The sequence below is a fragment of the Prevotella sp. oral taxon 376 genome, from assembly GCF_003043945.1.
In the GTDB taxonomy this organism is placed as follows: domain Bacteria; phylum Bacteroidota; class Bacteroidia; order Bacteroidales; family Bacteroidaceae; genus Prevotella.
Genome location: NZ_PYXG01000001.1, coordinates 534,477 through 561,300, shown reverse-complemented (window position 1 = coordinate 561,300; position 26,824 = coordinate 534,477). Strand labels below are relative to the sequence as shown.

At 50.5% G+C, this 26,824-nt stretch carries 18 protein-coding genes; 5 read left to right on the top strand and 13 right to left on the bottom strand.

The features are described 5' to 3' along the window. Positions 1–156: 156 nt before the first annotated feature. The 11 genes from C7120_RS02510 to C7120_RS02455 form a co-directional block, all read right to left on the bottom strand. A complete protein-coding gene (locus tag C7120_RS02510) occupies positions 157–1,479 on the bottom strand; it encodes a sigma-54 dependent transcriptional regulator (protein ID WP_004371709.1) in 1,323 nt (440 codons plus the stop codon). Beyond that, positions 1,472–3,790, bottom strand: coding sequence for a hybrid sensor histidine kinase/response regulator (locus C7120_RS02505; protein ID WP_004371708.1), 2,319 nt, complete (start codon positions 3,788–3,790; stop codon positions 1,472–1,474). The genes C7120_RS02510 and C7120_RS02505 overlap by 8 nt, the downstream gene beginning before the upstream one ends. After that, complete coding sequence (tet(Q), locus tag C7120_RS02500) at positions 3,790–5,715, bottom strand: tetracycline resistance ribosomal protection protein Tet(Q) (protein WP_004371707.1); 1,926 nt, start codon at positions 5,713–5,715, stop codon at positions 3,790–3,792. The genes C7120_RS02505 and tet(Q) overlap by 1 nt, the downstream gene beginning before the upstream one ends. Before the next feature lie 656 nt (positions 5,716–6,371). Next, entirely contained in the window at positions 6,372–7,637 is a 1,266-nt protein-coding gene (locus tag C7120_RS02495) for a DNA methylase (protein ID WP_107620235.1), read from the bottom strand. 1 nt (position 7,638) lies between these two features. Then, positions 7,639–9,309 carry a group II intron reverse transcriptase/maturase gene (ltrA, locus tag C7120_RS02490; RefSeq protein WP_107620234.1) on the bottom strand — a complete coding sequence of 557 codons (1,671 nt, stop codon included), beginning with the start codon at positions 9,307–9,309 and terminating at the stop codon, positions 7,639–7,641. 658 nt (positions 9,310–9,967) lie between these two features. Then, positions 9,968–14,638, bottom strand: a complete 4,671-nt coding sequence (locus C7120_RS02480; RefSeq protein WP_004371703.1) for an N-6 DNA methylase — start codon at positions 14,636–14,638, stop codon at positions 9,968–9,970. After that, positions 14,628–15,080, bottom strand: coding sequence for a DUF1896 domain-containing protein (locus C7120_RS02475; protein ID WP_004371702.1), 453 nt, complete (start codon positions 15,078–15,080; stop codon positions 14,628–14,630). The genes C7120_RS02480 and C7120_RS02475 overlap by 11 nt, the downstream gene beginning before the upstream one ends. Positions 15,081–15,244: 164 nt before the next feature. Further along, entirely contained in the window at positions 15,245–17,335 is a 2,091-nt protein-coding gene (locus tag C7120_RS02470; protein WP_004371701.1) for a type IA DNA topoisomerase, read from the bottom strand. Between the two features lie 60 nt (positions 17,336–17,395). Next, a complete protein-coding gene (locus C7120_RS02465) occupies positions 17,396–18,955 on the bottom strand; it encodes a DUF3945 domain-containing protein (protein WP_004371700.1) in 1,560 nt (519 codons plus the stop codon). A 20-nt stretch (positions 18,956–18,975) separates the two neighbouring features. Next, a complete protein-coding gene (locus C7120_RS02460; RefSeq protein WP_004291454.1) occupies positions 18,976–19,326 on the bottom strand; it encodes a helix-turn-helix domain-containing protein in 351 nt (116 codons plus the stop codon). Between the two features lie 3 nt (positions 19,327–19,329). Further along, positions 19,330–19,686 (bottom strand): helix-turn-helix domain-containing protein, encoded by a 357-nt coding sequence (locus tag C7120_RS02455; RefSeq protein ID WP_025072716.1) that lies wholly within the window; start codon positions 19,684–19,686, stop codon positions 19,330–19,332. 202 nt (positions 19,687–19,888) lie between these two features. Between C7120_RS02455 and C7120_RS02445 the strand changes: the two genes are divergently transcribed. Together C7120_RS02445 and C7120_RS02440 are read left to right on the top strand one after the other, a co-directional pair. After that, entirely contained in the window at positions 19,889–20,188 is a 300-nt protein-coding gene (locus C7120_RS02445; protein WP_004371698.1) for a helix-turn-helix domain-containing protein, read from the top strand. 31 nt (positions 20,189–20,219) lie between these two features. After that, a complete protein-coding gene (locus C7120_RS02440; protein WP_025072717.1) occupies positions 20,220–20,525 on the top strand; it encodes a helix-turn-helix domain-containing protein in 306 nt (101 codons plus the stop codon). A 74-nt stretch (positions 20,526–20,599) separates the two neighbouring features. Here the strand turns inward: C7120_RS02440 and C7120_RS02435 are convergent, their stop codons facing one another. Next, positions 20,600–20,962, bottom strand: coding sequence for a hypothetical protein (locus C7120_RS02435; protein ID WP_004371696.1), 363 nt, complete (start codon positions 20,960–20,962; stop codon positions 20,600–20,602). A gap of 12 nt (positions 20,963–20,974) precedes the next feature. Then, entirely contained in the window at positions 20,975–22,210 is a 1,236-nt protein-coding gene (locus C7120_RS02430; protein ID WP_004371695.1) for a site-specific integrase, read from the bottom strand. A 402-nt stretch (positions 22,211–22,612) separates the two neighbouring features. On the opposite strand from C7120_RS02430, the gene clpP reads away from it, so the two are divergent. From clpP to recQ, 3 genes are all read left to right on the top strand, one after another. Next, complete coding sequence (gene clpP / locus C7120_RS02425) at positions 22,613–23,281, top strand: ATP-dependent Clp endopeptidase proteolytic subunit ClpP (protein ID WP_107620233.1); 669 nt, start codon at positions 22,613–22,615, stop codon at positions 23,279–23,281. Further along, positions 23,281–24,531: an ATP-dependent Clp protease ATP-binding subunit ClpX gene (gene clpX, locus C7120_RS02420; protein ID WP_107620232.1), complete on the top strand. Its 1,251-nt coding sequence runs from the start codon at positions 23,281–23,283 to the stop codon at positions 24,529–24,531. Before clpP ends, clpX begins: the two co-directional genes overlap by 1 nt. 102 nt (positions 24,532–24,633) lie before the next feature. Next, a complete protein-coding gene (gene recQ / locus C7120_RS02415; RefSeq protein ID WP_107620231.1) occupies positions 24,634–26,808 on the top strand; it encodes a DNA helicase RecQ in 2,175 nt (724 codons plus the stop codon). The last annotated feature ends 16 nt before the right edge of the window (positions 26,809–26,824 follow it).

The following is a 26,824-nucleotide window of genomic DNA, read 5'->3' as shown; positions in this document are numbered from 1 at the left end:
TAAGCATCACGCAATCGTCTCCGTAGTTCCAATTTACCAGATTTTCGCTTGAAACGCCTTGCGGTCTTATCCTATATGTTGGCGGCGAAAAGCTCCTGCCAATCGCCGTTTTTCTCAAATGTTATGCAAAGATAGCCAAATTCAGTGAATTACAGGCTATGATTGCTTGAATTTATATTTAAGTCCATACTCTTCAAGTTTGCTGTATAGTGTTGTCCTGCCTATTCCGAGCAGTTCGGCGGCGACACTCCGGTTGCCGTTTGCCTGTTTCAACGCACGCAATATCCGCTCCTTATCCTCCGCGTCATTGCGCAAGGCGAAGCTGACAGTAGAGGTCGGTTTCGTCACGGCAAGTTCCAGATGCTCTTTCATGACAACACCTTCCTGCGCCTGCAATACAGCACCCATAACTTTCTGCCGAAGTTCCCGCACGTTGCCCGGCCATGTGTGGGTCAGTAACGCTTTTCGGGCTTCGGAACTGAAACCGCTCACATTACACTCCAGTTCCTTGTTGGCTATCTCGCGGAAGAACTCCGCAAGCGGCATGATGTCCTCCTTACAGTCACGCAAAGGCGGCACGGTTATCACGAAGTCATGCAAGCGGTAGAGTAAATCCTGTCGGAAACGCTTTTCATTCACCGCTACTTCCAAATCCTCGTTGGTGGCGGCGATGATGCGGACATTGAAACTCCTGTCCGATTTGTCACCAACCGGGCGATACCGCCTCTCTTGTATGGCACGGAGCAACATCTGTTGGGTTTCCAACGCGAGGTTTCCCACCTCGTCCAGAAACAACGTGCCGCCTTCCGCTTCATGGAAATACCCTTTCTTGGTGCTGTCCGCACCTGTAAACGCTCCCTTGACGTGTCCGAAGAATGCCGACGGCGCAAGTTCTTTTGAGAGTGAACCGCAGTCAACCGCCACGAAGGGTTTGCCCGTACGTTTGCTCTTGTCGTGCAGGTGGTGGGCGATATGTTCCTTGCCCGTGCCGTTCTCTCCGAATATCATCACGCTCATGTCGGTTGCTGCTACCAGCCTTATGCGGTGCATGATTTTCTGAAAGGCGGAACCTTCACGGGCGAACACGGGCATACGGGATTGTCCCGCCTGCCGTTCTTTCTGTATGGAACGGAGAAGAGGGACAAGTTTATCCTCCACAAGTTGTTTGGGGATATAGTCTATCGAACCGAGCTTCATGCTTTCCACTGCGGTATGCACTTCGGCATAGTCTGTCATGATAATGAAAGGTTGCATCTTTCCCTCCTTTCGCATCCAGCGCAAGAGGTCTATGCCGTTACCGTCAGGCAGGCGCAGGTCGGCAACCACGATGTCATTATCCGTCGCCTGTTGCAGATGTTTCTTCGCTGTTGACAGGTGGTAAGCCTTCACGGTACGGTAGCCCTCCCGTGACAGCATGTTGCAGACAAACTCGCAGTACACGATGTTGTCTTCCACCACAATTATTTTTGTCTTATCCATTTTCGTATTTTCTCCTTTCCTCTTCTGCCAACCGGATTATTTCCGCTCCCTTGTTCAACACGGCGATCACGGCATGGCTTAACACTTCTTCATCTGGGATTACATCGCTATGAAGCAATCTGTAAAGTTCCCTCAACGGTTGGTCAGCACGGAGTATCTCCCATGAGCTACGCAGGTGGTGTGTCAGGGAATCTAACTTTCGCAGGTCTTTTTCTGTTGCCGCTTCCCGTATTGTCTGCATCTCCTTTTCGGTTTCCGTCATCAACTTTTCCAGCATAACGGCTTCATTGCCGTAGGACAACAAGGCTGAAAAATCCGGTTTCCCGTCCGGTGTTTCTTTTATGGCACACCTGTCGGAAACCTCCATCAACTCCGATATGGAGAACGGCTTGAACAGGCATCCGGCAAAGCCTTTTGCCAATAGTTCCCCTTTGTTACAACTGCCCGAAGCGGTTGCCACAACCACCGGGATTGTTGGTGAATTGCCCACGTTGGACGAACGCAATAGTTCCAGCAATTCGAAACCGTTTATACCGGACATATTCAAGTCTGTCAGCAACAGGCTGTATTCTTTCTGGCGTATCATTTCCATCAGTGCCGCAGCATCGGTGCAAGTGTCGCAGTGTATTCCTTCTTGGGAATACATCTCTTTCAGCATCAGAAGTAATACCTCATCATTGTCAATGGCGACAACATCATGGAATTTATTGTTATGATAAACAGGTGTATTGCTTGTATATCCAAGCTGTTCTTCAGCTTCCTGCATAGAAATTTCAACTGTGAAACGACTGCCTTTCCCTTTCTTGCTGTCCAAACGGATTGTTCCGCCAAGCATCGACACAATATTACGCATTATGGCAAGCCCAAGCCCGAAACCCTCCTTTGCGGCGGCATTTGATAGACGTTCAAACGCACCGAACGCTTGTTTCTGTTCCTCTTCTGTCATGCCTGTACCTGTATCTTCAACGACCAGTGTCAGAACTCCATTGTCATATTCAGTAATCAAAGAAACACCGCCTTCTTCTGTGAACTTGACAGCGTTTGACAGCAGGTTATTCCCGATTTGTATTATTCGCTCTTTGTCGGTCAATACAATGGCATCGTGTCCAGTCTTCACGGACAAGGACAACCCTTTGTTCACGGCAACAGGCATGAACTCCGTTTCAAGTGTGTGCGTGATTGCAGAAATCCGGCAGGGTGACAGACGGGGCTGTTCCTTGCCGTTGTCCAGGCGGAAGAAGTCAAGCAAAGTGTTGAGCATATCCCGCATACGGTCGGAGGATTGCAGTATATTTTGGATATATTGCCCATTATTACCGCTATTGCATTCTTTCCGCAAAAGTTCGGTATAGCCGGTTATTGCCGTCAGTGGTGTACGCAACTCATGGGTAATAGTATGTACCGCTTTCTTTCGGGAGGTTATGAGTACCTCATTTTGTTGCACGGACTGTTCCAATTGCTCGATCAAATCCGTTGTCTTGCGTTTGTATCGTTTAATGTTCTTTGCATCACGGTGTATGATGATATCGGAAATGACCAACAGCAAAAGAACAAATCCCATCAAGCCGCCTATCTGCATAAATGATTTTTTACGCATGGCTGTTATCTCGCTTTCTCTATTTTGTAAATCAGATTGTACCTTCTTTTCGATTTGGCAAATCAATCCTTGCAGTTGTCTGTTAAGTTCTGCATTACGGGCAGCAAGACTATCGGCTTGTTCTGACAATCGACGGCTCTGCGCTTTCTGTTCGTTGACCATGTTTCTATTGGATGAACGGAGCGTAGTCGTTGTTGTCGTTGGCTTCGTTCCCTCTTTTTTGCCGAAGATGCTCAAGAAACCTTTTCGTTTTGGCTTTTTGGACTGTTCCTGCACACTTTTCTGCACAATAACCGGAATTTGATTGGCTATCTTCTTGTTAATAGATTGTTGTTCATCCATTAACCGGACTATCTGGAACATCTGTCGTTCCTTATCCTCTAAAAGACTGCGCACACTATCGATGCGCTCTGCTGGATAGGTGGCCTTGAAACGGCAGAGCATACTGTCCATTGCCATACGCCGTGCATGGTAATGCTCGATATCTTTATCGTTCCATTCCAGTATTGTTTCACCCAATAGAGAAAATTTTATCATTTGAATATTGATATTGTTTATTTCTTTTCGGAGCTCGTCTATTTTTTTATTGCCAAGTTCTAATGCTTCTATCTCCTGCCATTCATAGAGGCTATTATATGCCATACATCCGATAAGAATGGAGATAAGTATATATCCCAACCGTATTGCCTTATAGAAATTTCCTGACCGCTCCATTATTTTGATGACATTGATTTTTGAAACATGAATAAAAGTTTATCTTTTTCGTTCATACGGATATTATCAGAATAATCGCCTTTTGTTATTTGATACCCGCATGGCTTAACCATAAAAACGCCTAAGCCCTTAGTGTATGAACTTACTTCTGAGGCGTAGTCTTTACTTGTATTTAATGGAACTTTCCCTTTAATATGACACCACTCATTATTGCAACTGATGTCTTCAATCTCAGACATCATTTTTTGCAAATCTGTAATAGCTTTGGAACTTGCCGATTGGGGTATCTGCAACTCAAAATAGAGCATCGGTTCGAGGATGTCCACACCTGACTGTTGCAAGGCCAGCCTGAAGACATAAGGGGTCAGCTGTCTGAAATCAGCAGGTGTACTTACCGGGCTATAATACTCGGCTTGAGTAAAAGTTACTTTCAGATCAGTCACTTCCCATCCATGTAAACCAGATTGGCAAGACATACGAATCCCTTCAAAAACGGCATTTTGAAAAGAATGGTTCAGATAACCATAGGAGATGTCACTTTCGATTTGCAACCCTGTCCCTAACGGTAAGGGTTCAATAGTCAGCCCTATTGTGGCCCAATAAGGGTTGGGCGGCACTTCGATCTGAATAATCTTATTCACCTTTTTTATAGGTCGTTCTTTGTAGATAGTCTTGATCTCATCAAAATGGACCTTGACGGAAAATCGTTCTTCCAGCAATGTCTGTATGATTTCCTTTTGTGTCAAACCATATAACGAGATTTCCAATTCATCACTATATGAGTTTATGGAAAAGGACAAAGACGGGTCTTCAATCCACAATGTATTCAGAGCGGATATCACCTTGCTTCTCTCTTCGGGCCTGTCTGGCCGGACGGAGGATTTGAGAGCGGGATGCTGACGAGATAACCCTTGAATCAAACAAGGTTTAGCACCTAAATAATCTCCGATTCGAAAATCTTCCATATCTTCTACAATCGCGATATCATTGGCCCCCACTTCATCAACATTTATCTCTCTGCCCTGATAAATAGTCTTTAGATTTTTAATCTTGATGAATTTTTCCGAATCGTTGATTCTTACAATGTCTCGAAGTCTCAGACTTCCGTCAATTATTTTTAGAAAACTTCTTTTATGTCCTTTGGGGTCATGCTCTATCTTATAGAGATAAGCTGAAAGTCTGTTTGAGACTGATTCTGGAGGAAGTATAAAAGAAGAGATGGCGTCCAACAACTCATTGATACCGATATTGAACATTGCTGATCCATGTAGTACCGGATAGACTTTGGCTTTTGCCACAAGATCGATTATCGTATTCCAATAATCAGCCGGTGAAATTTCGCTATCCGCCAAATATCGTTCTAATATATTGTCGTCATGGTTGCATACAAATTCTTTGTATTCTTCCTTTATATATGTTTGGGAGCAAATCGGATAAACCAATCCATCGACAATAGTTTGCATAAACAGGACATCTTGAGACAGATTTGTTTTTATATCCAGATACAAACGCTCTAAATTCACACCGTCACGGTCAATTTTATTGATAAATATAATTGTCGGGATTTGCAGTTTTTGTAAAGTATTGAACAGCAACTTTGTTTGCGCTTGTATGCCTTCCTTTGCGGATAAGATGAGGACTGCTCCATCAAGCATTTTGAATGTCCGCTCCACTTCCGCAATAAAATCCATGTGTCCCGGAGTGTCAATGATATTGCATTTCACACCATTCCTGATAATAGATGTCGTAGAAGCCCGAACAGTAATTCCTCTACGTTTCTCTATATCCATAGAGTCTGTTATGGTGTCACCATTATCCACACGGCCGCACTTTTCCGTTGCTCCACTGGCAAACAGCAGATTCTCGGTTACGGAAGTTTTTCCTGCATCAATGTGAGCAAGAATTCCTAAATTTATAATATTCATTTGGATTAAGCAATAATATACTACAATAGATGCATTGTCGAAATGCACCTTTTAATACCTCCTCGTAGCATGTGAGAACTACAGGATTACTAACTCGTATTAATATGTATATTATTACTGCCGCATAACGATTACAAAATTACACAAAAAAATATATCTAACAAAAGTGGGAGGATTTTTTAACTTTTTACCATAGACATTTTATTAGGGAAGCGTAGGTTCAACTGGCAAGTACAAATAAGTAGAAATGTTTGAACAACACCGTTTTAGGAAGTTGAAAAATCAAGTTTCTCTCTCGGTATAACGTTTATTTTGGCCAATATCTTCTTTAGTTTGGCATTTGAGTATTTCCCATTCGTGTTCTATTTAGCTCCTTATTATGAGTATGTAGCAAGTTGCTTATCAAATTCAGCCTCTTTGAGGGTCAAATATGGTTTTGCAAATGGTGACTGACAAGACATAAACAAGGTCAGCAGGATTTTTTACATAAATGAACATGAATGTATATAACCTAAAATAAGAATAAATTTTAATAAGGGCTGCCCAAAAAGAAAAAAATGCAGTTGCCATCCTACAGATACTTGCAGAAAGGATAAAATTTACTTTTAGACCTTTTGGGATAGCCCTTATTAATACTTCAGATAAAATTCCTAAGGTTATATTTTCAATCCTTTGGACCGGGTTTCCTCCTTGGCATACAGTCCTGGACGCCCGATTATGACATGGTTGGCAACGATACTATCCGCCGGACTGCGTATCTGCGGCGGTGCATTTTCGGGATATTGCACCTGCCTGTTCCGCACATCTTCCGCTTCCGGTTTGACCTGTTGCCCCTCGTTCTCCTTTTCGGCGACTTCGGGCGTGGGCGGCGCAAGCTCCAGCTGTATCTTGCGGTCAAGGGCGGCAAGTTCGGACTTCAACTGCTTCAACTCGTCCTCCTTCTTCCACACCTTGCCAGCTATCTCCTGCAACTGCGGTATCTCCCTTTTCAGTACCTCGTTCTTCGCCTTATACTGGTCGATGATTGAGGGTATCCTCTCAATCGCGTTGAGGAAATTGCGGGCGGCAGCCAACGGGTCAGCCAGCGCCAGATGCCCGTTGTTGTAGGTGTACTTGTAGTTTCCCTCTATCACGAAACGGTTGTCGGTAAACTCCAATCCCTCTTTGAGTATCCTTTCGCTCACCACCTTTATCGGAAAACCGTAAAGCTCTCCGACCTGCGTGTAAAGCCCGCCCGTAGTGGCGTTTTTCGCTATCTCCTGCAAACGCTTTCCGATAACCTTCTCATCGGCGGAATCCACACCGTCCACCTTAATTATATTAAGGCGGTTGCCCTCCTTGTCGGTCTGCACCACCGACAGGAAGCGGTTCCAGTCCTCCGTCATGGCATCTATGAAAGCCGTGTTGTTGCGCAACTCGCCGGTCTTTGACTCCAGCTTGAACTCCGAATCACGCTTGCCCTTGTTGAACGACTTGCGTTCCCCTTCGAGCGATGCGATCCGCTTCTCCAGTTTCGCCTTATCCAAAAGGTCGGTGTTGCCGGATAACAACGCCATGTACTCCGAGAAGTTCATGCCCGATTTCTCGTCCATTGCCCCCTCGTCGATGGTACGCGCCCCCATAGCACCGCTTTTGAGCTGCGAGATGAAAGTTTGCTTGCAGTGCAGGAGGTTGAACTTGTAGCTGTCCAGTGACTTCTCCACCGCGTAGATGATTACATCCACGTTGTTCCCGGCGAAATGCTTGGCAATCTCATTTCCTGCCCTAACTCCGCGTCCGTCACGCTGTTGCAGGTCGGATGGCCGATCGGGTAGGTCAAGGGCATTACTGCCCTCTTCCCCCCTAAGAACCGTACTTGAGAGTTTCCCCTCATACGGCTCAAGCTTTTCTAAATCCCTATTCTTATATAGAGACCGGCTCATATTACTTCTTGTTGTTGTCATTGGATTTGCGGGATAATTTGAAACATTCGTCATGAACCAATAGGTTGCATTTTCGTCCGTTTTGGACGGTAGGCATCACATTCCATGCCTTGTGCGTGTTTATCGGCTCACCACATATTGGACATTTTCTACCCTGCTTTTCCCATAGGTGAAGCAAAGACTTACGCCCTTTCAGTGAAACAAGCATTTTCGACTTCATTCTTTGGTTGAAGTATAAACGACAGTCCACGTCAAACGGATTCATATCTCCTTTTATCTGCGTATATTGCAGAAAGGGGAACGAGGAAGTCAAAGTCAACAGTGCTAGTTGGTCTTCCTTTCCATTTGATTTCTTGAACTTGGCTGCAAAAGTCCAACTGTTACCTCGGATATTATGCCAATAGCGGTCTTTAATCCATCGCTTTCCTTTCTTGGAGTGGCGACGTTTAGCCCATTGCCATAGGGAGAGGAATATCTGATGGTCAATTCTGTGAAAGGAATCACGCGTTGCGCCATGCTGATAGTATGCTCCCCATCCTCGGATTTTAGCATTCAACATTCTGATTAAGGACTCCTGCCTGCAACCCTTGTTGCCTTTTATCACCTTACGAATATTCTCCATAAAGCGTTTTTCGGCTTTCTTGGTCGGCTTGGTCAATATTTCATTACCGTATTTGCGGATGTTGAAACCGAGAAAATCGAACCCGTCACGGACATTGGTTATCACAGTCTTTTCTTCTGATAAGGTTAAACCTCTTTCAGCCATGAATTCGGCAACCAATGGTTTGATTTCGTTCTCAAGCGTTTCCCTGTTCTCGCAGGTGATGATAAAATCATCGGCATAGCGTACCAAATTCACCATGGGGGAATAATGTTTCCCTTTTATGGTTCTTCTTTTATACCTCTCTGCGAGAACTTTCTGCAATCCATCCAATGCCATATTGGCAAGCGTCGGGGAGATTATACCTCCTTGTGGTGTACCCTCCTCCGTCGGGAACATCTGTTTGTTGAAGATATAGCCGCATTTCAACCATTTGCGGAGCATCGCCTTGTCCATAGGGATGTTGGCGAGTAGCCATTCGTGGCTGATATGGTCGAAGCATCCTTTGATGTCACCCTCCAAAATCCATTCGGGAGAATAGCCTTTTCGGAGAATATTATGGCATTGCATTACAGCGTCCATACAGCGGCGTTCCTTGCGGAACCCGTATGAACGAGTATCGGCTGTAGTTTCGGACACTGGTTCCAATGCCATGAGGTAGAGTGCTTGCATGGCTCTGTCTTTCATTGTCGGTATTCCCAATGGGCGCAGTTTGCCATTGCTCTTTTTGATGTGAACTCTTCTCAGGGGCTTCGGCTGATAGCCTCTGCGTCTGAGGTCGTTTATTGCTTGCATTTTTGTTTCGGGTTTATCCCATGTCTCCATGTCAACCCCAGGGGTGTTGCCACCTCCGTTAGAAGTTACTCTCTTTACGGCTAAGGCTTTTGCGTAAAAAGAGTGGGTCAGCGTCCACTGTAAGGCTTTCACCTTATTGTGTCTGCCGTCCTTTTGAGCCTTTACAATACGTGCTTGTAGCTTTCTGACAGCCAACTCTGCCTTGGTCCAGTCTATGCTGTCCCAAAGTGTCAGCTGATTGTCAGCAGGTGCACACGATGTTTTGTTTTCGTTCATTTGCATTCCTTCTTTTGAAAGTTCTAAAAGTTAATTGTAAAGAATTACCATTAGACAACAGTCGGGTATCTTGCCTCCCGAATATTGTCACAGAAGTCTGCCCACTTTCGTGTCGGGTGATGTCGCCCAAATCAACTCGTGATGTCGGCTCAATCCGTATCCGTTCCATTACAGAACGGCATTCGCTTTTTCTGTTATCTTATACCTGCACACCGTTCAGCTTCCATTGCTGTCAGCTTACCTGCCACTTTGACATGACAGGAGATATACAGGCTTACCATGTTCCACATAGATAACTAACGGATAGGTTAGGTTCTGTCTCATCCTCCGGCGGTGCTTATATCCGTGTAATCCTACCATGGAGAGGATTAACTGACCGCTTCCCTTTTGGGAAGAGTGTACCAGTATCTTACACTCATTTACGACATTACGAAGTTTACTAACAGTTCGCTTACGCTAACCATACTATCCAGCCTCGCCACTCTGCGGTATGATACTAACCGCACTTGACTTTCCCTCACGGTTCTGTCTTGTCCTTTCGGAAAGTGTACTTTGTCCCAACCGCTTAATACAACATTAAGGTGCATTGGTCGGTAGGCTACCGCTGACGGAACAGCGGGTTAAAGCTGATACTCGTAAGTATCATTCTAACAATTATCTATGCGACTTCATGTCGCACCCACGGTGTGTCCAAATGATGGATTGCCACACACCTTTTCTGCGCATTCACACCCGTTCCGAGCATGGAGGTGGAGCCGAACAGCACACGCACCGTTCCGGCATTCATGGCGTCTATCACCGCCTTCCGCGCCTTGTCGGTCTTGCACTCCTGAATGAAGCGCACCTCGCTTGGCGGTATGCCGTAGTCCTCCGTCAGCTTGCGCTTGATTTCCGAATAGACGTTCCACCCATCGCCCGGCTGATATGTCCCCAAGTCCGAGAAAACGAACTGCGTTCCCTTTTGCGCGTCGTATTTTTGGTAATATTCCGCGATCATCTTGGCACAGTGGCTCGCCTTGTTGTCGGGATGGTCTTCATAATTCGGGTCTATCATGCGCATGTCGAGTGCCATTTTCCGGGCATAGTCCGTGGCGATAAGCATCTTCGCCTTTTCTTCCGTTTCCGAAAGCGGCAGCCTGCCCAACAGGGTGGCATCGCCCGTCTTGGCGAACTGCATCAGCTTCTGAATGAAGTCCTCCTGCTCCGGCGTGGGCGGTATGTGGTGCAGTATCTCGTTCTTGGCGGGGCGGTCAACGCCCACATCCTCCGCCGTTCGGTAGTCCGTAATCTCATTATAGAAGGCGGCAAGCTCCGGCACTTTGATGAAGTATCGGAAACGCTCCTTCTGCACCACGTTGTTCGTCACGTTGAACTCAAAATCCGTCGTCTTCTTGGCGAATATCGCCGCCCAAGCGTCGAAACACCGGATATCCTGCCGTTCCAGCTCCTTCGGGCGCAGGTACTTGAACAGCAGATACAATTCAGTCAGCGAGTTGCTGATGGTCGTGCCGGAGAGGAACGTAGCTCCCAAATCTTTGCCCGTGCGCTCCTGTATGGTGCGTATGGCAAAGAGCATGTTCAACGCCTTCTGGCTTCCCTCGCTGTTTCCCAGCCCCGCCACACGGTCGTGTCGTGTATTGAAAGTCAGATTTTTGAACTGGTGGCTCTCATCTATGAAGATGTGGTCGATGCCCATCTGCTTGAAATCCACCACGTCGTCCGTGCGTGACTTTATGGCGTGTTCCACCTTCTCCAGCTTCGCTTCAAGGTTGTGCTTGCGCTTCTCCAATCCTTTCAGCATCGCCCGCGACACGTTCTTTCCCTGCTGGCGCAGCACTTCGAGGTTTTCCTCCACCGTGTCAAGCTCCGCTTGCAGGATGCGCTGCTGCAACTCCGGCGACTGCGGTATCTTGCCGAACTGGTCGTGCGACATGATGACACAATCGTAGTCGTTGTTCTTGATATTGTTGAAGAAACGCACGCGGTTGGCGGTCGAAAAGTCCTTTTCCGAAGCGTACAGAATACGTGCGTTGGGATATGCCGCCTGATAGGTGGCGGCAATCTCCGCGACATTGGCTTTCAGCCCGATAATCATCGGCTTGTGCGCCAGATTCAGACGCTTCATTTCATGTGCGGCGATACACATAATCAGCGTCTTGCCGGTTCCCACCTCATGGTCACAAATTCCGCCGCCGTTCTGTTTCAGCATCCAGACACAATCCATCTGCGAGGGATAGACGCTCCTGATGCCCCGGCTTGCCAAGCCTTTCAGATTGAGGTCGGGGAAAGTCTGGTGCGAGCCGTCATACTTCGGGCGCACGAAACAGTTGAACTTGCGGTTATACATCGTCGTCAGCCGCTCCTTGAACTGTGGCGACTGCTCTTCGAGCCATTCGGAGAATCCGTTTCGTATCTCGTCAATCTTGGCGTTGGCGAGCTGTATTCCCTCGCTGTCGCGCACCTTGATGTCGTTGCCATGCTCGTCCTTGCCGATGGACTTCATCATGTCGGGGCAGGTGTTGTGCAGGGCGTGTTTCAGAAGGTGCATACCGTCATAGTTCCGGTAATACCCCTTCACCAGAAACTCGTCCGTGATTTTCATGGTGCGGTAGCCGCACGCCACCGAAAACTCGTCCATGCTGGCGGAGTAGGCGATTTTCACCTCTGTGTCAAACAGCCGGCTCATGTAGGCGGCATAGACACCCGTCGGAATCCAGCGTTCCCCGAAATTGAAGTCCAGATCCTCGAAGGCGATGCGCGGCGGTTCGGCTTCTTTCAGAGCCTCCAACGCCTGCTTCACCTCCGGCATACGTTCACTTTCGGGGTTTTCGCCCATCCAAGCCTCTATGCGTTCCGCCTTCTCTATCACGTTTCCGGCAATAAAGCGGTCCTTAATCTCGTAACCGGTTACGAGCGGATTGTAATAGATACGTTCTTGCAGGGCTGTGAGCAACTCCTCCGCCGTGCTGTCGGTTATCTCCCGCATATAGTCGAGATTGACCGTGCCATATTTGTTGAGCGACGCGGACAAGGCTTCTTCGGGAGAGCCTACGTTGGCATGGCTCTCCACGGAGAAGGAAACAGGACGATCGAAGATGTCCGCCTTGACAAACTTCCCGTTCTCCGCCCGTTCCAGCGAAAGGATGTCACGCCCTCCCGCGTCCATCATCACCAGCTTCACGTTCTGCTTGGCGTTGAGGTTGCCGTAACGCATGACGAACTCATCGTAACAGGTGTTCAGATGCTCACGCCACTGGACATTTGCTTCGTGTAGGTTCGATTCATAGCGGTACAGCCGCTCGTAGGCGTCACGGAGTAAAACATACTGTAACGCCTTCTCCTTCTGGTAGCCTTTCAGGTCGAGCGGCTGGAATGTGGCCCCGTAAGGCGTGATGTCCTTCAGATAGCCGATGTTGCGGCGCGCCCTGTCAGCCACCAGCGAGCCTTCGCGCAGGTGCATCTCCGGCGTGCGGTGGTAGGCACGCGGAGAAAGGTCCACGACTTCCTCCTTCGGCTTTTCCGCTTCGATGTCGGGGAAAAGTGAAGTCGCCACCGCTTCCACTTGAGCATCGGTAGCAGCAGGCGTGGCGGCAACTTTCGGCTGTGTTTCCTCCTGTCGTGGTTGCTCTCGGGAAGTTTCCGGCACAGCTTTCACTTCCGTCTTTTCCGCCGCCACTTGTTTCTCGTTATGCTGTCTTGCCAGCTCCCGAAGTTCCTTCCTGCGTTCCGGCGTCAAACCCATCATCATTTCATAGAAGCCGTTGATGGGAGGATTGGTATCCCAGTCCAACGTGGCATAGATGTCGTCAGGGTCGGCAGGCTTGGCGGCATTGTCCGTTTTCGCCTCCTTGTTTTCCGTAACATTCTGTGTGGTCTGCGGCTTGGACGGAATGCGCCTTGTCGGGCTTTCCTTTTTCGCCGCCTTTTTCTTTTTGGCGGTTTTCGGTTGTTGACTGACTTCTTCCGTCATCCCCCAGAGGTCGAGCAAGGATAGCTGCACACCGTCAGAATATTTCGGACGTGGCTCTATCTCCGGTTTTTCCTCAACGGGTTGCGGTTTTTCTGTCGGAGTTTCCACCGTCTGCGCCGAAGATACCGTTTCCAATTTTATAGCAGGACGCTCTACCTCCTTTTGAACGGTAACTTTTTCTTCCGTTCCCGACTGCCGGATTGTTCCCGAATACAGACGCATGGCGAGCCTGTAATGGAAATCCTCGTCAAGCATACGGCGCAAGTCCCCGGATATGCCTGCGGTCTTGCCCTCGTGCAGATAGACCATAGCGGGTTTCCCGTAGGGGTCGGTGTCAAGTTTCGCCGTCGTATGCACGATGCGTTCCGGGTGGTGGATGAAATAGGCGTTGTCCGTCAGGTCGGTTTTCGTATCCGTCTGTATCACGGTCATCAGCCGTTCGTCCTGCGACATTTCCTTCTTGTTCAGGTGCTTTTGCAGGACAATCAGGTCGCTGCCCACCTCCGTGCCCGCGTTGTCCGTGAACAGGTTGTTGGGCAGGCGTACCGCGGATACCAGATTAGCCTGCCGGAAAAGTTCGTTACGCACGGAGGTCTTGGTGCTGTTCAATACCCCCTGCGAGGTGATAAACGCCACGATACCGCCGTCACGCACGGTATCAAGCCCTTTGAGGAAAAAATAGTTGTGTATGGCGTTCTGGGCGGAGCGTCTGCCGAAGGAATCGCTACGCTGAAACTCCGCGTCGAACACGGCGATGTCACCGAACGGGATGTTAGATACCGCCAAGTCGAAATAATTGTTGAAAGGCTTTTCAATTTTCTCAAAACCGCAGGTGCGCATTTTATGGTCTGGATATAGATGCCGCAGGATTGTCCCCGTGAGCAGATCCTTCTCGAAAGCCATCACATCCGCATCGGGGCTGTGCCGCAGCACGGAATCCACGAACACGCCTACACCTGCCGACGGTTCGAGCATACGGGCGGGGCGGACGCTGTAATCCGCCAGCATGTCCGCGAGGGTGTCAGTTATCTCTTTTGGGGTGTAGAAAGCGGTCAGCACGGATGCTTTCAGCGAATCCACAAACCGCTTGTATTCCGTTTCGTCCTTGCTGTTCTCACGGATGAGCCTGTGCAACTCCACCGTCGGGGCGAACAGTTCGAGGTCGGATTTCGCCCACCGGACGGCATCCGTCAGTTCCTTGGCAGGGTTCAGGATACATTTCAGACCGCCGAAACCGCAGTACCTTTGAAGTATGGCACGCTCTTCGGTTGTCGCCGCTCTCTGTTCCCTGTCAAGGATGAATGCCGTCCGTATCGCCTCGATGTTGTCCCGTAGTTTCTGTTTGCGGTTAAACGCCATATTCCCCGATGTAAAGGACGGTTGCCCCCGTCAGCTCCGTATAGAGCAGGTCGTAATCGGAAGACAGGGCGAAGTTGTCGTCCGAAAGGTCATAGACGGAGAACACGTTGCCGACAAGCGGCAGGAGTTTATGGATAAAGGCTTCTTGTTTCTCTTCCGGCACTTCGTTGGCAAACTCGTTCTCCACGACTTCGTGGAGCATGGCGTACCGGGAATAGTGCAACCCGCGCAGCAGTGTTTCCATCGCCAGTTCCTGCGCACCGTCGGTGGGATAGCCTTCAATCCGCGCCTTTTCATACGTTTCGGCGGCACGATCGGCGCGTTCCCGTATGAAAGCGGTGTCGGTAGCCTGTTCAAACTTGTTCGTGCGGAGGTAGTCCATCAGGTACAGACCGTAATAGGAAAAGTCGGACTGCCCTTCGTTGTTCTTCTTGTTGTTCATTACTTTGGAGTTTAGTGGATTGATATTTAACGGGATAATCGGTTGGAAAAAAGGAAGAAAAAGGCACTCGGTATCCCTCCGAGTGCCGCCACTAAATCCAAAGTATGAGTGTAATCCGGTATCGAAGAACAATTCATTACTCTGAACAAGTGGCAAAGTTAATACTATTTCTTCCGTCCTGAAAATTTCTTGCCCTTTTTAGCCTCCGGGAACACGAACGTCGTGTTATATTCCCCGTCAAAGGCGACGACGGCATCGAAGCTCTTGCCCTGTTTGCTCTTGAAGCCTTTGAGCAGCTGGGTATGCCCTTCGGTGAGCAGGTCTTTGATTTCATCGTCGGACAGGGTGCGTCCCGCTTTCAGCCGGAACACGGGAAGCCCGCACTCCGTGTTGTCGCAGCGTACCACCTTGCCGTAGAACCGCATCCTGCCCGTGCCGCACTTGGGACACGCGCAACCGGAATCGCGGCTGCCGAAGAGTTTGTCGCATGAGAGCAGTTCGGAGGTAATCTCCCGCGTGTACGCCTCTATCTTTTTGCGGAAGGTATCGGCGGACAGCTCCCCACGCTCGATGCGTGCCAGTTCCTTCTCCCATTCGCCTGTCATGGCGACATCGGCGATGCGCATCGTCTTCACCACGGAATTGAGTGCAAGCCCCTTTTCGGTGGGGACAAGCAATTTCTTGCAGCGTTCCATGTAACCGCGCTTGAAGAGCGTTTCGATGATGGAGGCGCGTGTGGCGGGAGTACCGATGCCGCAGTCCTTCATCGCCTGCCGCAGTGCGTCATCCTCGATTTCCTTGCCCGCCGTTTCCATTGCGGACAGCAGGGTGGCTTCGGTATGTAGCGGCTTGGGCTTGGTCTTCCCTTCTGTGATGGAAGAGGCTTTCAGTGTCAGCGTGTCGCCTTCCTGCCAGCCGGGAATGGTGGTTTCCTCCTTGTTTTCCTCGCCATAGACAGCACGCCATCCGGCTTGCCTGATGACGCTGCCTTTCACGGTAAACTCCACTCCGGCACATTCCGCCATGACAGCGGTCACGTCCTTGACGCATTTTTCAGAGAATGCCTCGACCATGCGCCCGGCAATCATCTGATAGATGGTATTGTCCTCTTTGGAGAGGAAGAGCGGTTTCTCACCCGTGACGAGTAGGGCATGGTGGTCTGTCACCTTGCCGCCGTCTACGCTGCGGCGTGTCGGGATGGCTTTTGCCCGCACCTTGTCTTTCCATTCGTGCTGTGTGCCGATGAAAGCGAGCAGTTTGGGAATTTCGGCAAACACGTCTTCGGGGATGTAGCGGCTACCCGTTCTCGGATAGGTTATCAGCTTCTTCTCGTAGAGCTTCTGCGCGATTTCAAGCGTCTGCTCCGCCGTGAAGCCGTGCTTGGCGTTGGCTTCTTTCTGAAGCGTGGTCAGGTCGTACAGCAACGGGGTATCCTCCGTTTTCTCCTTGCGCTCGGCTTTCGTTACCGTTGCGAAGCCTGCCGCCTTTACCTTATTATATAGCTCCGTTGCCGGTTCTTTCGACTTCCATTTTTCAGAGGATGAGAATTTCACGACCTTGCCGTCGCAACCGTCCGTTGCGATATGGAGTTGCCAGAAGGCTTCGGGCGTGAAGCGGCGGTTCTCCCAGTAGCGTTCACATACCATAGCCAACGTTGGTGTCTGCACCCGCCCCACGGAGTATGTGCCGTGTCCGGCGGCGATGGAGAGAGCCTGCGTGCCGTTGATGCCCACGAGCCAGTCGGATTCGCTTCGCGCTTTGGCGGCGAGGTATAGGTTGTCATACTTGCCGCCGTCTTCGAGGTTGCGCAATCCCTCGCGGATAGCCTTGTCGGTGAGCGAGCTTATCCACAGGCGCACGAAAGGAGTGGTACTGCCCGTGTAGTGGTAGAGGTAGCGGAAGATAAGTTCACCCTCGCGTCCGGCATCGGTTGCCACGATGATTTGGTCGCTGGTGCCGAACAGCCTTTTGATTGTTTTTATCTGCGACACCACGCCGCTATCGGGCTTGTAGCCTTTCTCCGTCCTGACCTGACGGGGGACGAGCGTGAAGGTGTCGGGGATAATCGGGAGGTTGTCACGGACGAAACCGCGCACGCCGTAGCCATCGGGCATGGCGAGCTGGACAAGGTGTCCGAATGCCCATGTCACGGCATAGCCGCCTCCCTCGAAATATCCTTCCTCTCTCTTTGTCGCGCCCACGATGCGGGCGATTTCACGTGCCACGGAGGGCTTTTCTGCAATGATTGTCTTCATGTCTTCTTCTTTTTTGTTGATACTTTGGATTTTATTTTGGATTCAGTGGCGGACATCGGTCTATACTTTCATGCCCTTGCCCGTTTTCTTCTGCGGCTTGTCCTGCTGCTGTTGCTGGCGGGCGTCCTTCGGAGTGGTCTGACCTTTCTGCAAAGGCTCTTTCAGGTTCTTTGTCGCCTCGTTGGTCTTGCCCTCGTTGTTCACCGCCACCTGCGTGCGGCTCTCGTTGGACGGGGCGACCTGCTGCCCGATGTCGGGATTTGTTTCGTAGCGGTACGGGCGACCCTTCTCCGGGTTGAACTTGATATACATCGTGGCATGGAAGCCCTGCTTGTCGGTCACGTTCTCCAGTTTCACGGCTTTGCCCGCCACATAGTCGGCTTTCTGCTGTTCGGTGAAGTTCACGTCGCTCCATTTGCTGATGGGGCGGATGCTGCCGTCCTCGTTCGTCCACGTGTTGCGGCGTTGCTCCTTCTTGGTCTGTGTGGCATTTTCCCCGCCTTGCGCCTGACTTTTCGACGTGTCGCCTTTGGTTTCCTGCGTCTGTACGGTACGGGGCGACCTTCCGGTTCCCGGCACGAACTCCACGCCGCGCTGCTCCACGTTCACTTGCAGAGTGGTGACGAACTTCCTGCCGTCGTTGCGCTCGATGAGCTTGTCGCGCACGGGCAGTCCGGCGCGGAGCATATCCTGCTCCTGCTTGGTGATTTCCGTCTTGCCGATGCGCTCCGGGATGCGTACCTTGCTCGCCGGAATGTCCGTGATCTCATTCGTCTTGCGGTCGATGCTGATGTAGGAGGGGATAATCTCGCCCGTTTCCTTCTCCACGATGTCCACGACCCTGCCGAGGTTGCCCGTCTCGCGCAGGTTCTTCCGGTCGTCGTCGGAGAATTTGTGTTCCTTGTATTCATCCAGTTTCTGCTCCTTGCGGATGAAGTGCGGCACGAGGCTGATGTTTCCCTCGCCGTCCTTCTTGAAGGAAAGGCGGGCGTCCAGCTCGAATGCTTCGCCGCCGAAGGTGGGCTTGACCTTCACCAAGTCGGACTTGCCGTAGTGGAGCATCTTCGTAAGGTCGCCGGACTTTTCAAGGTCGTCACGCTTCACGCCCCATCTGTCCTCCAGCTCCTGCCAGTTGATTTTGCTCTCGTCGATGGGCTGGTAGCCCCGTTTGCCCTGCGTCTGTTCGGGATCTTCCTGTTGTTCTTTTTGTTGCTCCATGTTTTCCTGTTTTTGAGGTTCTTGTTTTTCGGTTGCCAGTTCTTCCTGCACCTTTTTCTCGTAGTCGGAGGTGTCCACCTTGTGAGGGGCAAGCAGCTCCTTGTTCGCTTCGGGGTCTTTCAGCAGTTGCTTCATCACCTCCAAGAGATTTTCGGCTTGGTCTGCCGCGATGCGGTAAAAACCGAAGCGGCTGGGTTCCTTGCACTGCCGGAAGAAGTTCTTGAAGAAGTTGTCCAGCACGTCGCCGTGTCGGTCGAATTGCAGGAAACTCTGCGCGTTTTCCGCTTTCGCGGGGGTGCGCTTGGGTGTGCCGTCCGCGTTCAGCCCGGCAACCACGCTGATCTCGCCCGTCTTCTCGTCACGGACCACCAGCACGTCCTTTTCGTCTTTTTTCTTTGCCATCTGAAAAATGTTTTAATGGGTTATTTATGAAAGAAATTATGGATACGAGCCTTGTAGAAGGCTATATCTTCCTTTTTGAAGTCCTTGATATGGTTGGAAAGGAATGTCAGCACGTCCTCCTCGCTGTAATAGGTTTTCTTGCCCAGTGTCTTGTAGGGCAATGCGCCGACACTGCGGTAGCGTTGCAGGGTGCGCTTGCTTATCTGAAGCAGCATGCACAAGTCCTGATTGTCGAAAAGGCGGATGCTTTCCGTGATAGTAGGCTGTTTCCCCTCAGCCTTCATCGCCAGCAGCAGTTCGTCCTGACGGTCGAGCCGTTCCATCAACTTCTGCATCCAGCCTTCGAAGTTGTTTCGTGTGAGCAGTTCCATGACCTATGTCCTCCTTCCTTTGGGGTTGCCGCCCGTGCGCAACGTGTGGTTGCGTTTCAGTTCCTGCGGTGTCGCCGCGTCCTCGTTGACGGTACTCTCATCAAGCAGGCGGTCGATTTCCGACTGCCGGTAGCGGCATTTGCCGCGAAGCACGACATAGCCGATGCGTTGCTCGCTGCGCATACGCTGGAGGGTGCGGGTACTCACGTTAAGCAGGTGCGCCGCCTCGCGTGTGGTGAGCAACCTGTCGGGCGATGCCGCTCTCTTGTCACCGGAGACGGCACGGACGTGTGCCGCAATCTCCGCTATCTGTTCCGTCAATGACCGGAAGACGGAACTTTCCATTGTTATCACTTTCATATTCAGTCCTTTCTTTTTGTATCTGCGGCAAAATTCGGCAATAAACAAAAGGGGCTTTAACAACTCACTACGTGACTCACGTAAGATTTTTACGGAAGATGGCTCCGTAACCCGGTCAAACGGCGCAACAGGCAGCCTTTCAGTGGAAAACGGCACGTGTCCGGGAGTGTATCGTTACCTTTGCGGGCAAACCGATAATTGCATGAATATGGAAATAGTATCAATTGAGAAAAAGACTTTCGAGATGATGGTGGCGACATTCGGCGCACTCTCGGAGAAGGTCGCCGCACTGAGGCGCAAAAGCGACACGGGGCGCATGGAAAGATGGCTCACGGGCGAGGAGGTCTGCGGGCAGTTGAGAATAAGCCCGCGTACGTTGCAGACGCTGCGTGACAGGCGGCTTATCGGCTACTCGCAGATAAACCGCAGGTTTTATTACAAGCCGGAGGAGGTAAAGCGGTTGATACCGCTTATCGGTACACTCTATCCGCACGGCAGATGATTTGATTTATTTACCCACTGAATCCGAAGTTATGATAAACGAGAACAACGATGTTTTTACGATGGAAGACGAGCCGATAGCCTCTGTGATGCAGGATATGCGCAAAGGCTCAAAATGGCTGTCCGCATTTCTGGAGAATTACCGTCCTCCGCTGGACGGGGAGCGTTACCTGACGGACGGCGAGGTGGCGGAACTGCTCCGTGTAAGCCGACGCACCTTGCAGGAATACCGCAACAACCGCGTGTTGCCCTTCATACTTTTGGGAGGGAAGGTGCTTTACCCGGAAACGGGGTTGCGCGAGGTACTGGAAGCGAACTACCGCAAGCCGCTGGAGTGACGCTGGCATGAAAAAGGAAACGGGCGACACCTTTTGTGGTGCTGCCCGTTTCTTGTCTTATGGGGTATGCGCAATCAGCAATACCCAGTTTTTCCGTTCTGTATGAACATCACGTATGCCTGCCGTTTCTCTTGTGAGAGTGCCTTTCCCACCAGCCATGTGCGAAACAGGTGGGTGTTGTAGGTGTTCAGCCGGAAGGCGACGGGTATGATGATTTCAAGCGCGTACACGTCCGCGTACAGCCCGTTTTCAAGTTGCATGTAACGGCATACCTTGTAGTCGTTCAGCACGTCCGACTTGCGGACAGCTTTGATGGCGGCGTTCACTGCCGGGACGGTCGTATGGAACAGTCCGGCGATTTCGGTGGCGGCCATCCATACGTCGTTACCGGTTACGCTGACCGCCTTGTTATCTATGATGATTATGTCACGTTTCATGGCTCCTCTTTTTTAGATGGTGCAACCTGCAAATTCCTCAATGCCGCTCAATCTTGCCACAAGGTTCTCCATGTCCTGATTGAGTTTCTCTTTCGTTATCTTAGCGTAAATCTGCGTCGTCTTTATGCTCTTGTGTCCGAGCATGGAACTGACGGTTTCGATGGGTACGCCGTTGGAGAGGAATACCGTCGTGGCTGCCGTGTGGCGGCTCTGATGCCACGTGATATGCTTGGTGATGCCGCAACGCTTGGCGACGGCACGGATACCGGCAAGGCACGTGTTATAATGCGGTACGGGGAATATCCTGCCGTCCTCGCACAGCCCCCGGTATTTGCCGATTATGCGGTTGGCGATGTCGAGCAGGCGGATGTTGGACACCACGCCCGTTTTCTGGCGGTTGATGTTTATCCACTCGTGTTCGTCGAAGTAGGTGCGGATATTCTCTTCTGTGAGGCTGCGCATATCCGAAAACGATAACCCGGTGAAGGCGCAGAACAGGTAGAGGTCACGGTACAGTTCTTGTTTGGCGTTTTTCAGTTTCCCGTCCATCAGCAGGCGTATTTCCTCTTTGGTCAGGAAACTGCGTGTCGTTTCCTCCTTCTTGATTTCATACTCGCGGAACGGGTCGCGTGTCAGCCACTCGTTGTTGATGGCGATGAAAACCATCGTCCGTAGCGGGCAGACATACAGCCACACGGTATTGGTGCAGCAGTGCTTGTCCGTGCGCAGGAACATCTCGAAATCGGAGATGAAAGCCGGGGTAAGCTCTTTCAGGGCGATGTCCTTCACATGGTAGCGGATGTCGAGGAACTCTTGCAGGTGCTTGTAAACGGTGCGGTACTTCAACAGCGTGCCTTTGGCTTTCATGCCTGCCTCCACCTGTTTCTCGTAGTCCTCGTTGTGCTGGCGGAACACCTGCATAAGTGTATGATGGCGGTGTTCCAGTCCAAGAAATGCGTTCTTGACTTTCTCCGCTGTGACGAAATTATCACGCTCCATGATTTCCTGATAGTGCCTGTTGATGCGTACCCGCATCTTGTCAAGCATACGGTTCGTTTCGAGTGCCGCCGTGCTTCTGCCCGTGACACGTCCACCTTTGGTGTCCCACAATTTCGGATCGACAGTCAGCTTGCAGCTGAACTGCGTTTGGCTGCCGTCAACTGTGATGCGTCCCATGACGGGAACTGTCCCGTCCTTTTTCACTACCTGACGCTTGAGGTAGTAGATTACTGAAAATGTACTCTTCATTGTCCTTAATTTTTTGGTTTCAAAATTAGTTGGTGAAGAGTCCGGTGTCGGTACGCAAAACGGAGAGGAACGGCGCAATCTTTTTCCGTAACCGGATTTTTCGCGTGAGTTGTCGGTAACTCACTATTCCTTAGTGTCTTGTTTCGCCCTCCGTGCCCGTTTGTCGCATTTTCGGGCATGGTTACGAACAAGTAACGTTGCGGCGTCAGGATTTGGCTTCGGCAGGGATTGTAATGGCTTCACGAATTATCGCCACTTCAACTAAAACCCTTGTAACTCAATTCTATCACTATATCTTTCCGCATTTCACTTTTTTGTAGTAACTTTGTTGCCTCAACATATACAGAAAAAGTGGATAACTCCTCTTTATATATTATAGAATAAATAATTAGAAGGAACGAAATGAATAGAGATTTTAGAAATTATGCCACGAAGCATTTAGGTGTGGACGGGATGATGCTGGATGATGTCGTGAAGGCACAGGCGCAGTATCTGAACCCGTATATCCTGGAAGAGCGCCAGTTGAATGTTACTCAGATGGATGTGTTCTCGCGCCTGATGATGGACCGTATCATCTTCCTCGGAACGGAAATCGACGATTATACCGCCAATACCTTGCAGGCTCAGCTACTGTATCTGGACAGCGTTGATCCCGCCAAGGATATTTCAATCTATATCAACAGTCCCGGCGGTAGCGTAACGGCAGGTTTGGGCATTTATGACACCATGCAGTTCATCAGCAGTGATGTTGCGACCATCTGCACGGGAATGGCCGCCTCGATGGCTGCCGTCTTGCTTGTTTCCGGTACGGAAGGCAAACGCTCGGCACTTACTCATGCTCGGGTGATGATTCACCAGCCGTTGGGCGGAGTGCAAGGGCAGGCGTCGGATATAGAAATCGAGGCAAGGGAAATCCAAAAGTTTAAAAAGGAACTCTACACTATCATCTCAGACCATTCCCATACTCCTTTCGAGAAAGTTTGGCAGGACAGCGACCGCAACTATTGGATGACGGCTCAGGAAGCTCAGGAATATGGCATGATAGATCAGGTCTTAACACGCAAGAAGTAATGGCTACGAAAAAGAAAGTATGCAGCTTCTGCGGAAGAGCCGAGGACCAGGTGAAGCTGATGATCAGCGGCCTGGACGGCTTTATCTGTGAGGATTGCGCCCAGCAGGCCTATTCCATCGTCCAGTCGATGGGGCTTACCGATGCGCAGGCCAAGGCAAAGAACGAGACCGAAAGCAAGTTCTCGCTGAAGAGGGTGCCGAAGCCCAAGGAAATCAAGAAATATCTCGACCAGTATATAATCGGTCAGGACGAGGCCAAGCGCTATCTCTCCGTGTCGGTCTATAACCATTATAAGCGACTGGAGCAGCCAAGGGACGACAACGGCGTAGAGATAGAGAAGAGCAATATTATCATGGTGGGGAGCACGGGAACGGGGAAAACCCTTCTGGCCCGCACCATTGCCAAGTTGCTGGATGTACCTTTCACGATTGTAGACGCGACAGTGTTCACGGAGGCAGGCTATGTTGGCGAGGATGTGGAGAGCATTCTTTCGCGCCTTCTGCAGGTGGCCGACTACGATGTGAAGGCTGCGGAGCGGGGCATCGTGTTCATCGATGAGATAGACAAGATTGCCCGCAAGAGTGATAATCCAAGTATCACCCGAGATGTAAGCGGTGAGGGCGTTCAGCAGGGACTGCTGAAACTCCTTGAGGGAACCATGGTGAATGTACCTCCTCAGGGCGGTCGCAAGCATCCGGATCAGGAGTATATCCATGTGAATACGAGCAATATACTCTTCGTCTGCGGGGGTGCCTTCGACGGCATCGAGGCCAAGATTGCCCAGCGCATGAATACCCATGTCGTGGGTTATAACTCCGTGCAGAATGTGGCAAAGATAGACAAGAACGACCTGATGAAGTATGTCGTTCCTCAAGACTTGAAGTCGTTCGGCCTGATTCCGGAGATTATCGGGCGACTGCCGGTTCTCACTTATCTGAACCCACTGGACAGGGCAGCATTGAAAAGAATACTGGTTGAACCGAAGAATTCCATCATCAAGCAGTATGAGAAGCTGTTTGCCATCGATGGGGTGAAGTTGACATTTGATGAGAAAGCCCTCGACTTTATCGTCGACAAGGCTCTTGAATATAAGCTTGGTGCCCGCGGACTGCGCTCAATCGTTGAGTCGGTGATGATGGATGCCATGTTTGAAATCCCTTCTAAGAGGACGAAGAGCCTCAATGTAACTCTCAACTATGCAAAGCAGCAGTTAGACAAAGCTCATTTGCAAAAGTTGGAGTCGGCATAGAATTCTTAGGGGTCTTCCGTGCGGAGGCATGGAAGACTCCGGGAATGCAGACCATACCAGAAAATACCATCTGACCTAAGTAGACCGAATCTGCTTGTTGATATGACGAAAGAAGTAAATCTAACTGAAAAACTGAAACACTATTTCGGCTTTGATACCTTCAAGGGGGATCAAGAGGCGATAATCAGGAATCTGATGGCAGGCAACGATACCTTTGTGCTGATGCCCACCGGAGGCGGAAAGAGCTTGTGTTACCAGTTGCCTTCATTGATCATGGAAGGTACGGCCGTTGTCATTTCGCCACTCATAGCGTTGATGAAAAACCAGGTGGATGTCATTAACGGGATGAGCGACGAGGATGGGGTGGCCCATTATCTGAACTCGTCGTTGAACAAGTCGGCCATCCAACAGGTCATGGACGATGTCAGGACGGGCAGGACTAAGTTGCTCTATGTGGCTCCGGAGTCATTGAACAAGGAGGAGAACCTGGAGTTTTTCCGCTCGTTCAAGATTTCTTTCTATGCGATTGATGAGGCTCACTGCATTTCGGAATGGGGGCACGACTTCCGCCCGGAATACCGCAACATTCGGCCTACCATCAACAAGATCGGCAATGCTCCGGTCATCGCCCTGACGGCAACGGCCACCGACAAGGTGCGCACCGACATCAAGAAGAGTCTTGGCATACAGGACGCGAAGGAGTTCAAGAGTTCTTTCAATCGCCCGAACTTGTATTATGAGGTGCGCCAGAAGAGCCGCGACATCGAACGGCAGATCATTATGTTCATCAAGCAGCATGCCGGCAAGAGCGGCATCATCTACTGCCTTTCGCGCAAGAAAGTAGAGGAATTGGCCGAGGTATTGAAAGCCAATGACATCAAGGCGGCCCCCTATCATGCAGGACTGGATACGCAGACCCGCTCGCAGACGCAGGATGATTTCCTGATGGAGCGCATTGATGTCATCGTGGCCACCATCGCATTTGGCATGGGCATAGACAAGCCCGATGTGCGTTTTGTCATTCATTATGACATTCCTAAGAGCCTGGAGGGCTATTATCAGGAAACCGGGCGTGCAGGGCGTGATGGCGGCGAGGGGAAATGTATAGTTTTTTACTCGAGTAAAGACCTCCGGAAACTGGAGAAGTTCATGGAGGGGAAGCCGGTTTCCGAGCAGGACATTGGCCGGCAGTTGCTTCAAGAGACGGCAGCCTATGCCGAGTCGTCCGTGTGTCGGCGCAAGATGCTGCTGCACTATTTCGGCGAAGAATATCCGAAGGACAACTGCGGCAACTGCGACAATTGTCTGCATCCGAAAGAACACATAGAGGCAAAGAATCAGCTCGTGATCGTCCTGAAGGCCGTGAGTGCGCTCAAGGAGAATTTCCGACAGGAATATATAATAGATTTTATAAAGGGAAGAACCACCGATGACATAGCCTCTCACAAGCACGACGGCCTTGAGGAGTTCGGCGCAGGAGAAGACGAGGACGAAAAGATATGGAGTCCCGTTGTCCGCCAGGCTCTGATAGCCGGCTATCTGAAGAAGGATGTTGAGAATTATGGGCTTCTTAAGCTCACGCCGGCGGGCAAACGCTTCATCAAGAAGCCGAAGTCGTTCAAGGTGGTGCTCGATACCGTCTTCAGTGATTATGACGAGGAAGAGGCACAGGGGGGGACGAGCGTCCTTGACCCGGAGCTTTATCAGATGCTCGTCGACTTCCGTAAGAAAGTGGCCGTGCGGCTGGAACTGCCTCCGTATGTGATATTTCAGGATGTTTCGCTTGAGCAGATGGCCACGATGTATCCCGTGACGCTGGAGGAACTGCAGAACATTCAGGGTGTGGGAGCTGGCAAGGCCAAGCGCTACGGCAAGGAGTTTTGCGAACTCATCAAGCGACATTGTGAGGAAAAAGGCATCCAACGCCCCGAGGAACTGCGGGTGCGGACGGTGGCCAAGGAGAGCATGCTGAAAGTGAAGATCATCCAGAACATCGACCGGAAGATAGCCCTCGATGATATAGCGAGCGTTCTCGGGAAAGATTTCGATGAACTCCTTGACGAGATAGAGGCCATTGTCTACAGCGGAACGAAACTAAACATCGACTACTTCCTTGAGGATGTGATGGATGAAGACCAGATAGACGACATCTATGAGTATTTCCGCGAGAGTGAAACCGATGATATTGAAGCTGCTCTCGACGAACTGGGGGAGGACTATTCGGAAGAAGAAATCCGACTGGTGCGTATCAAGTTCCTCTCTGAGATGGCCAATTGACGGCATTGCGAACGGC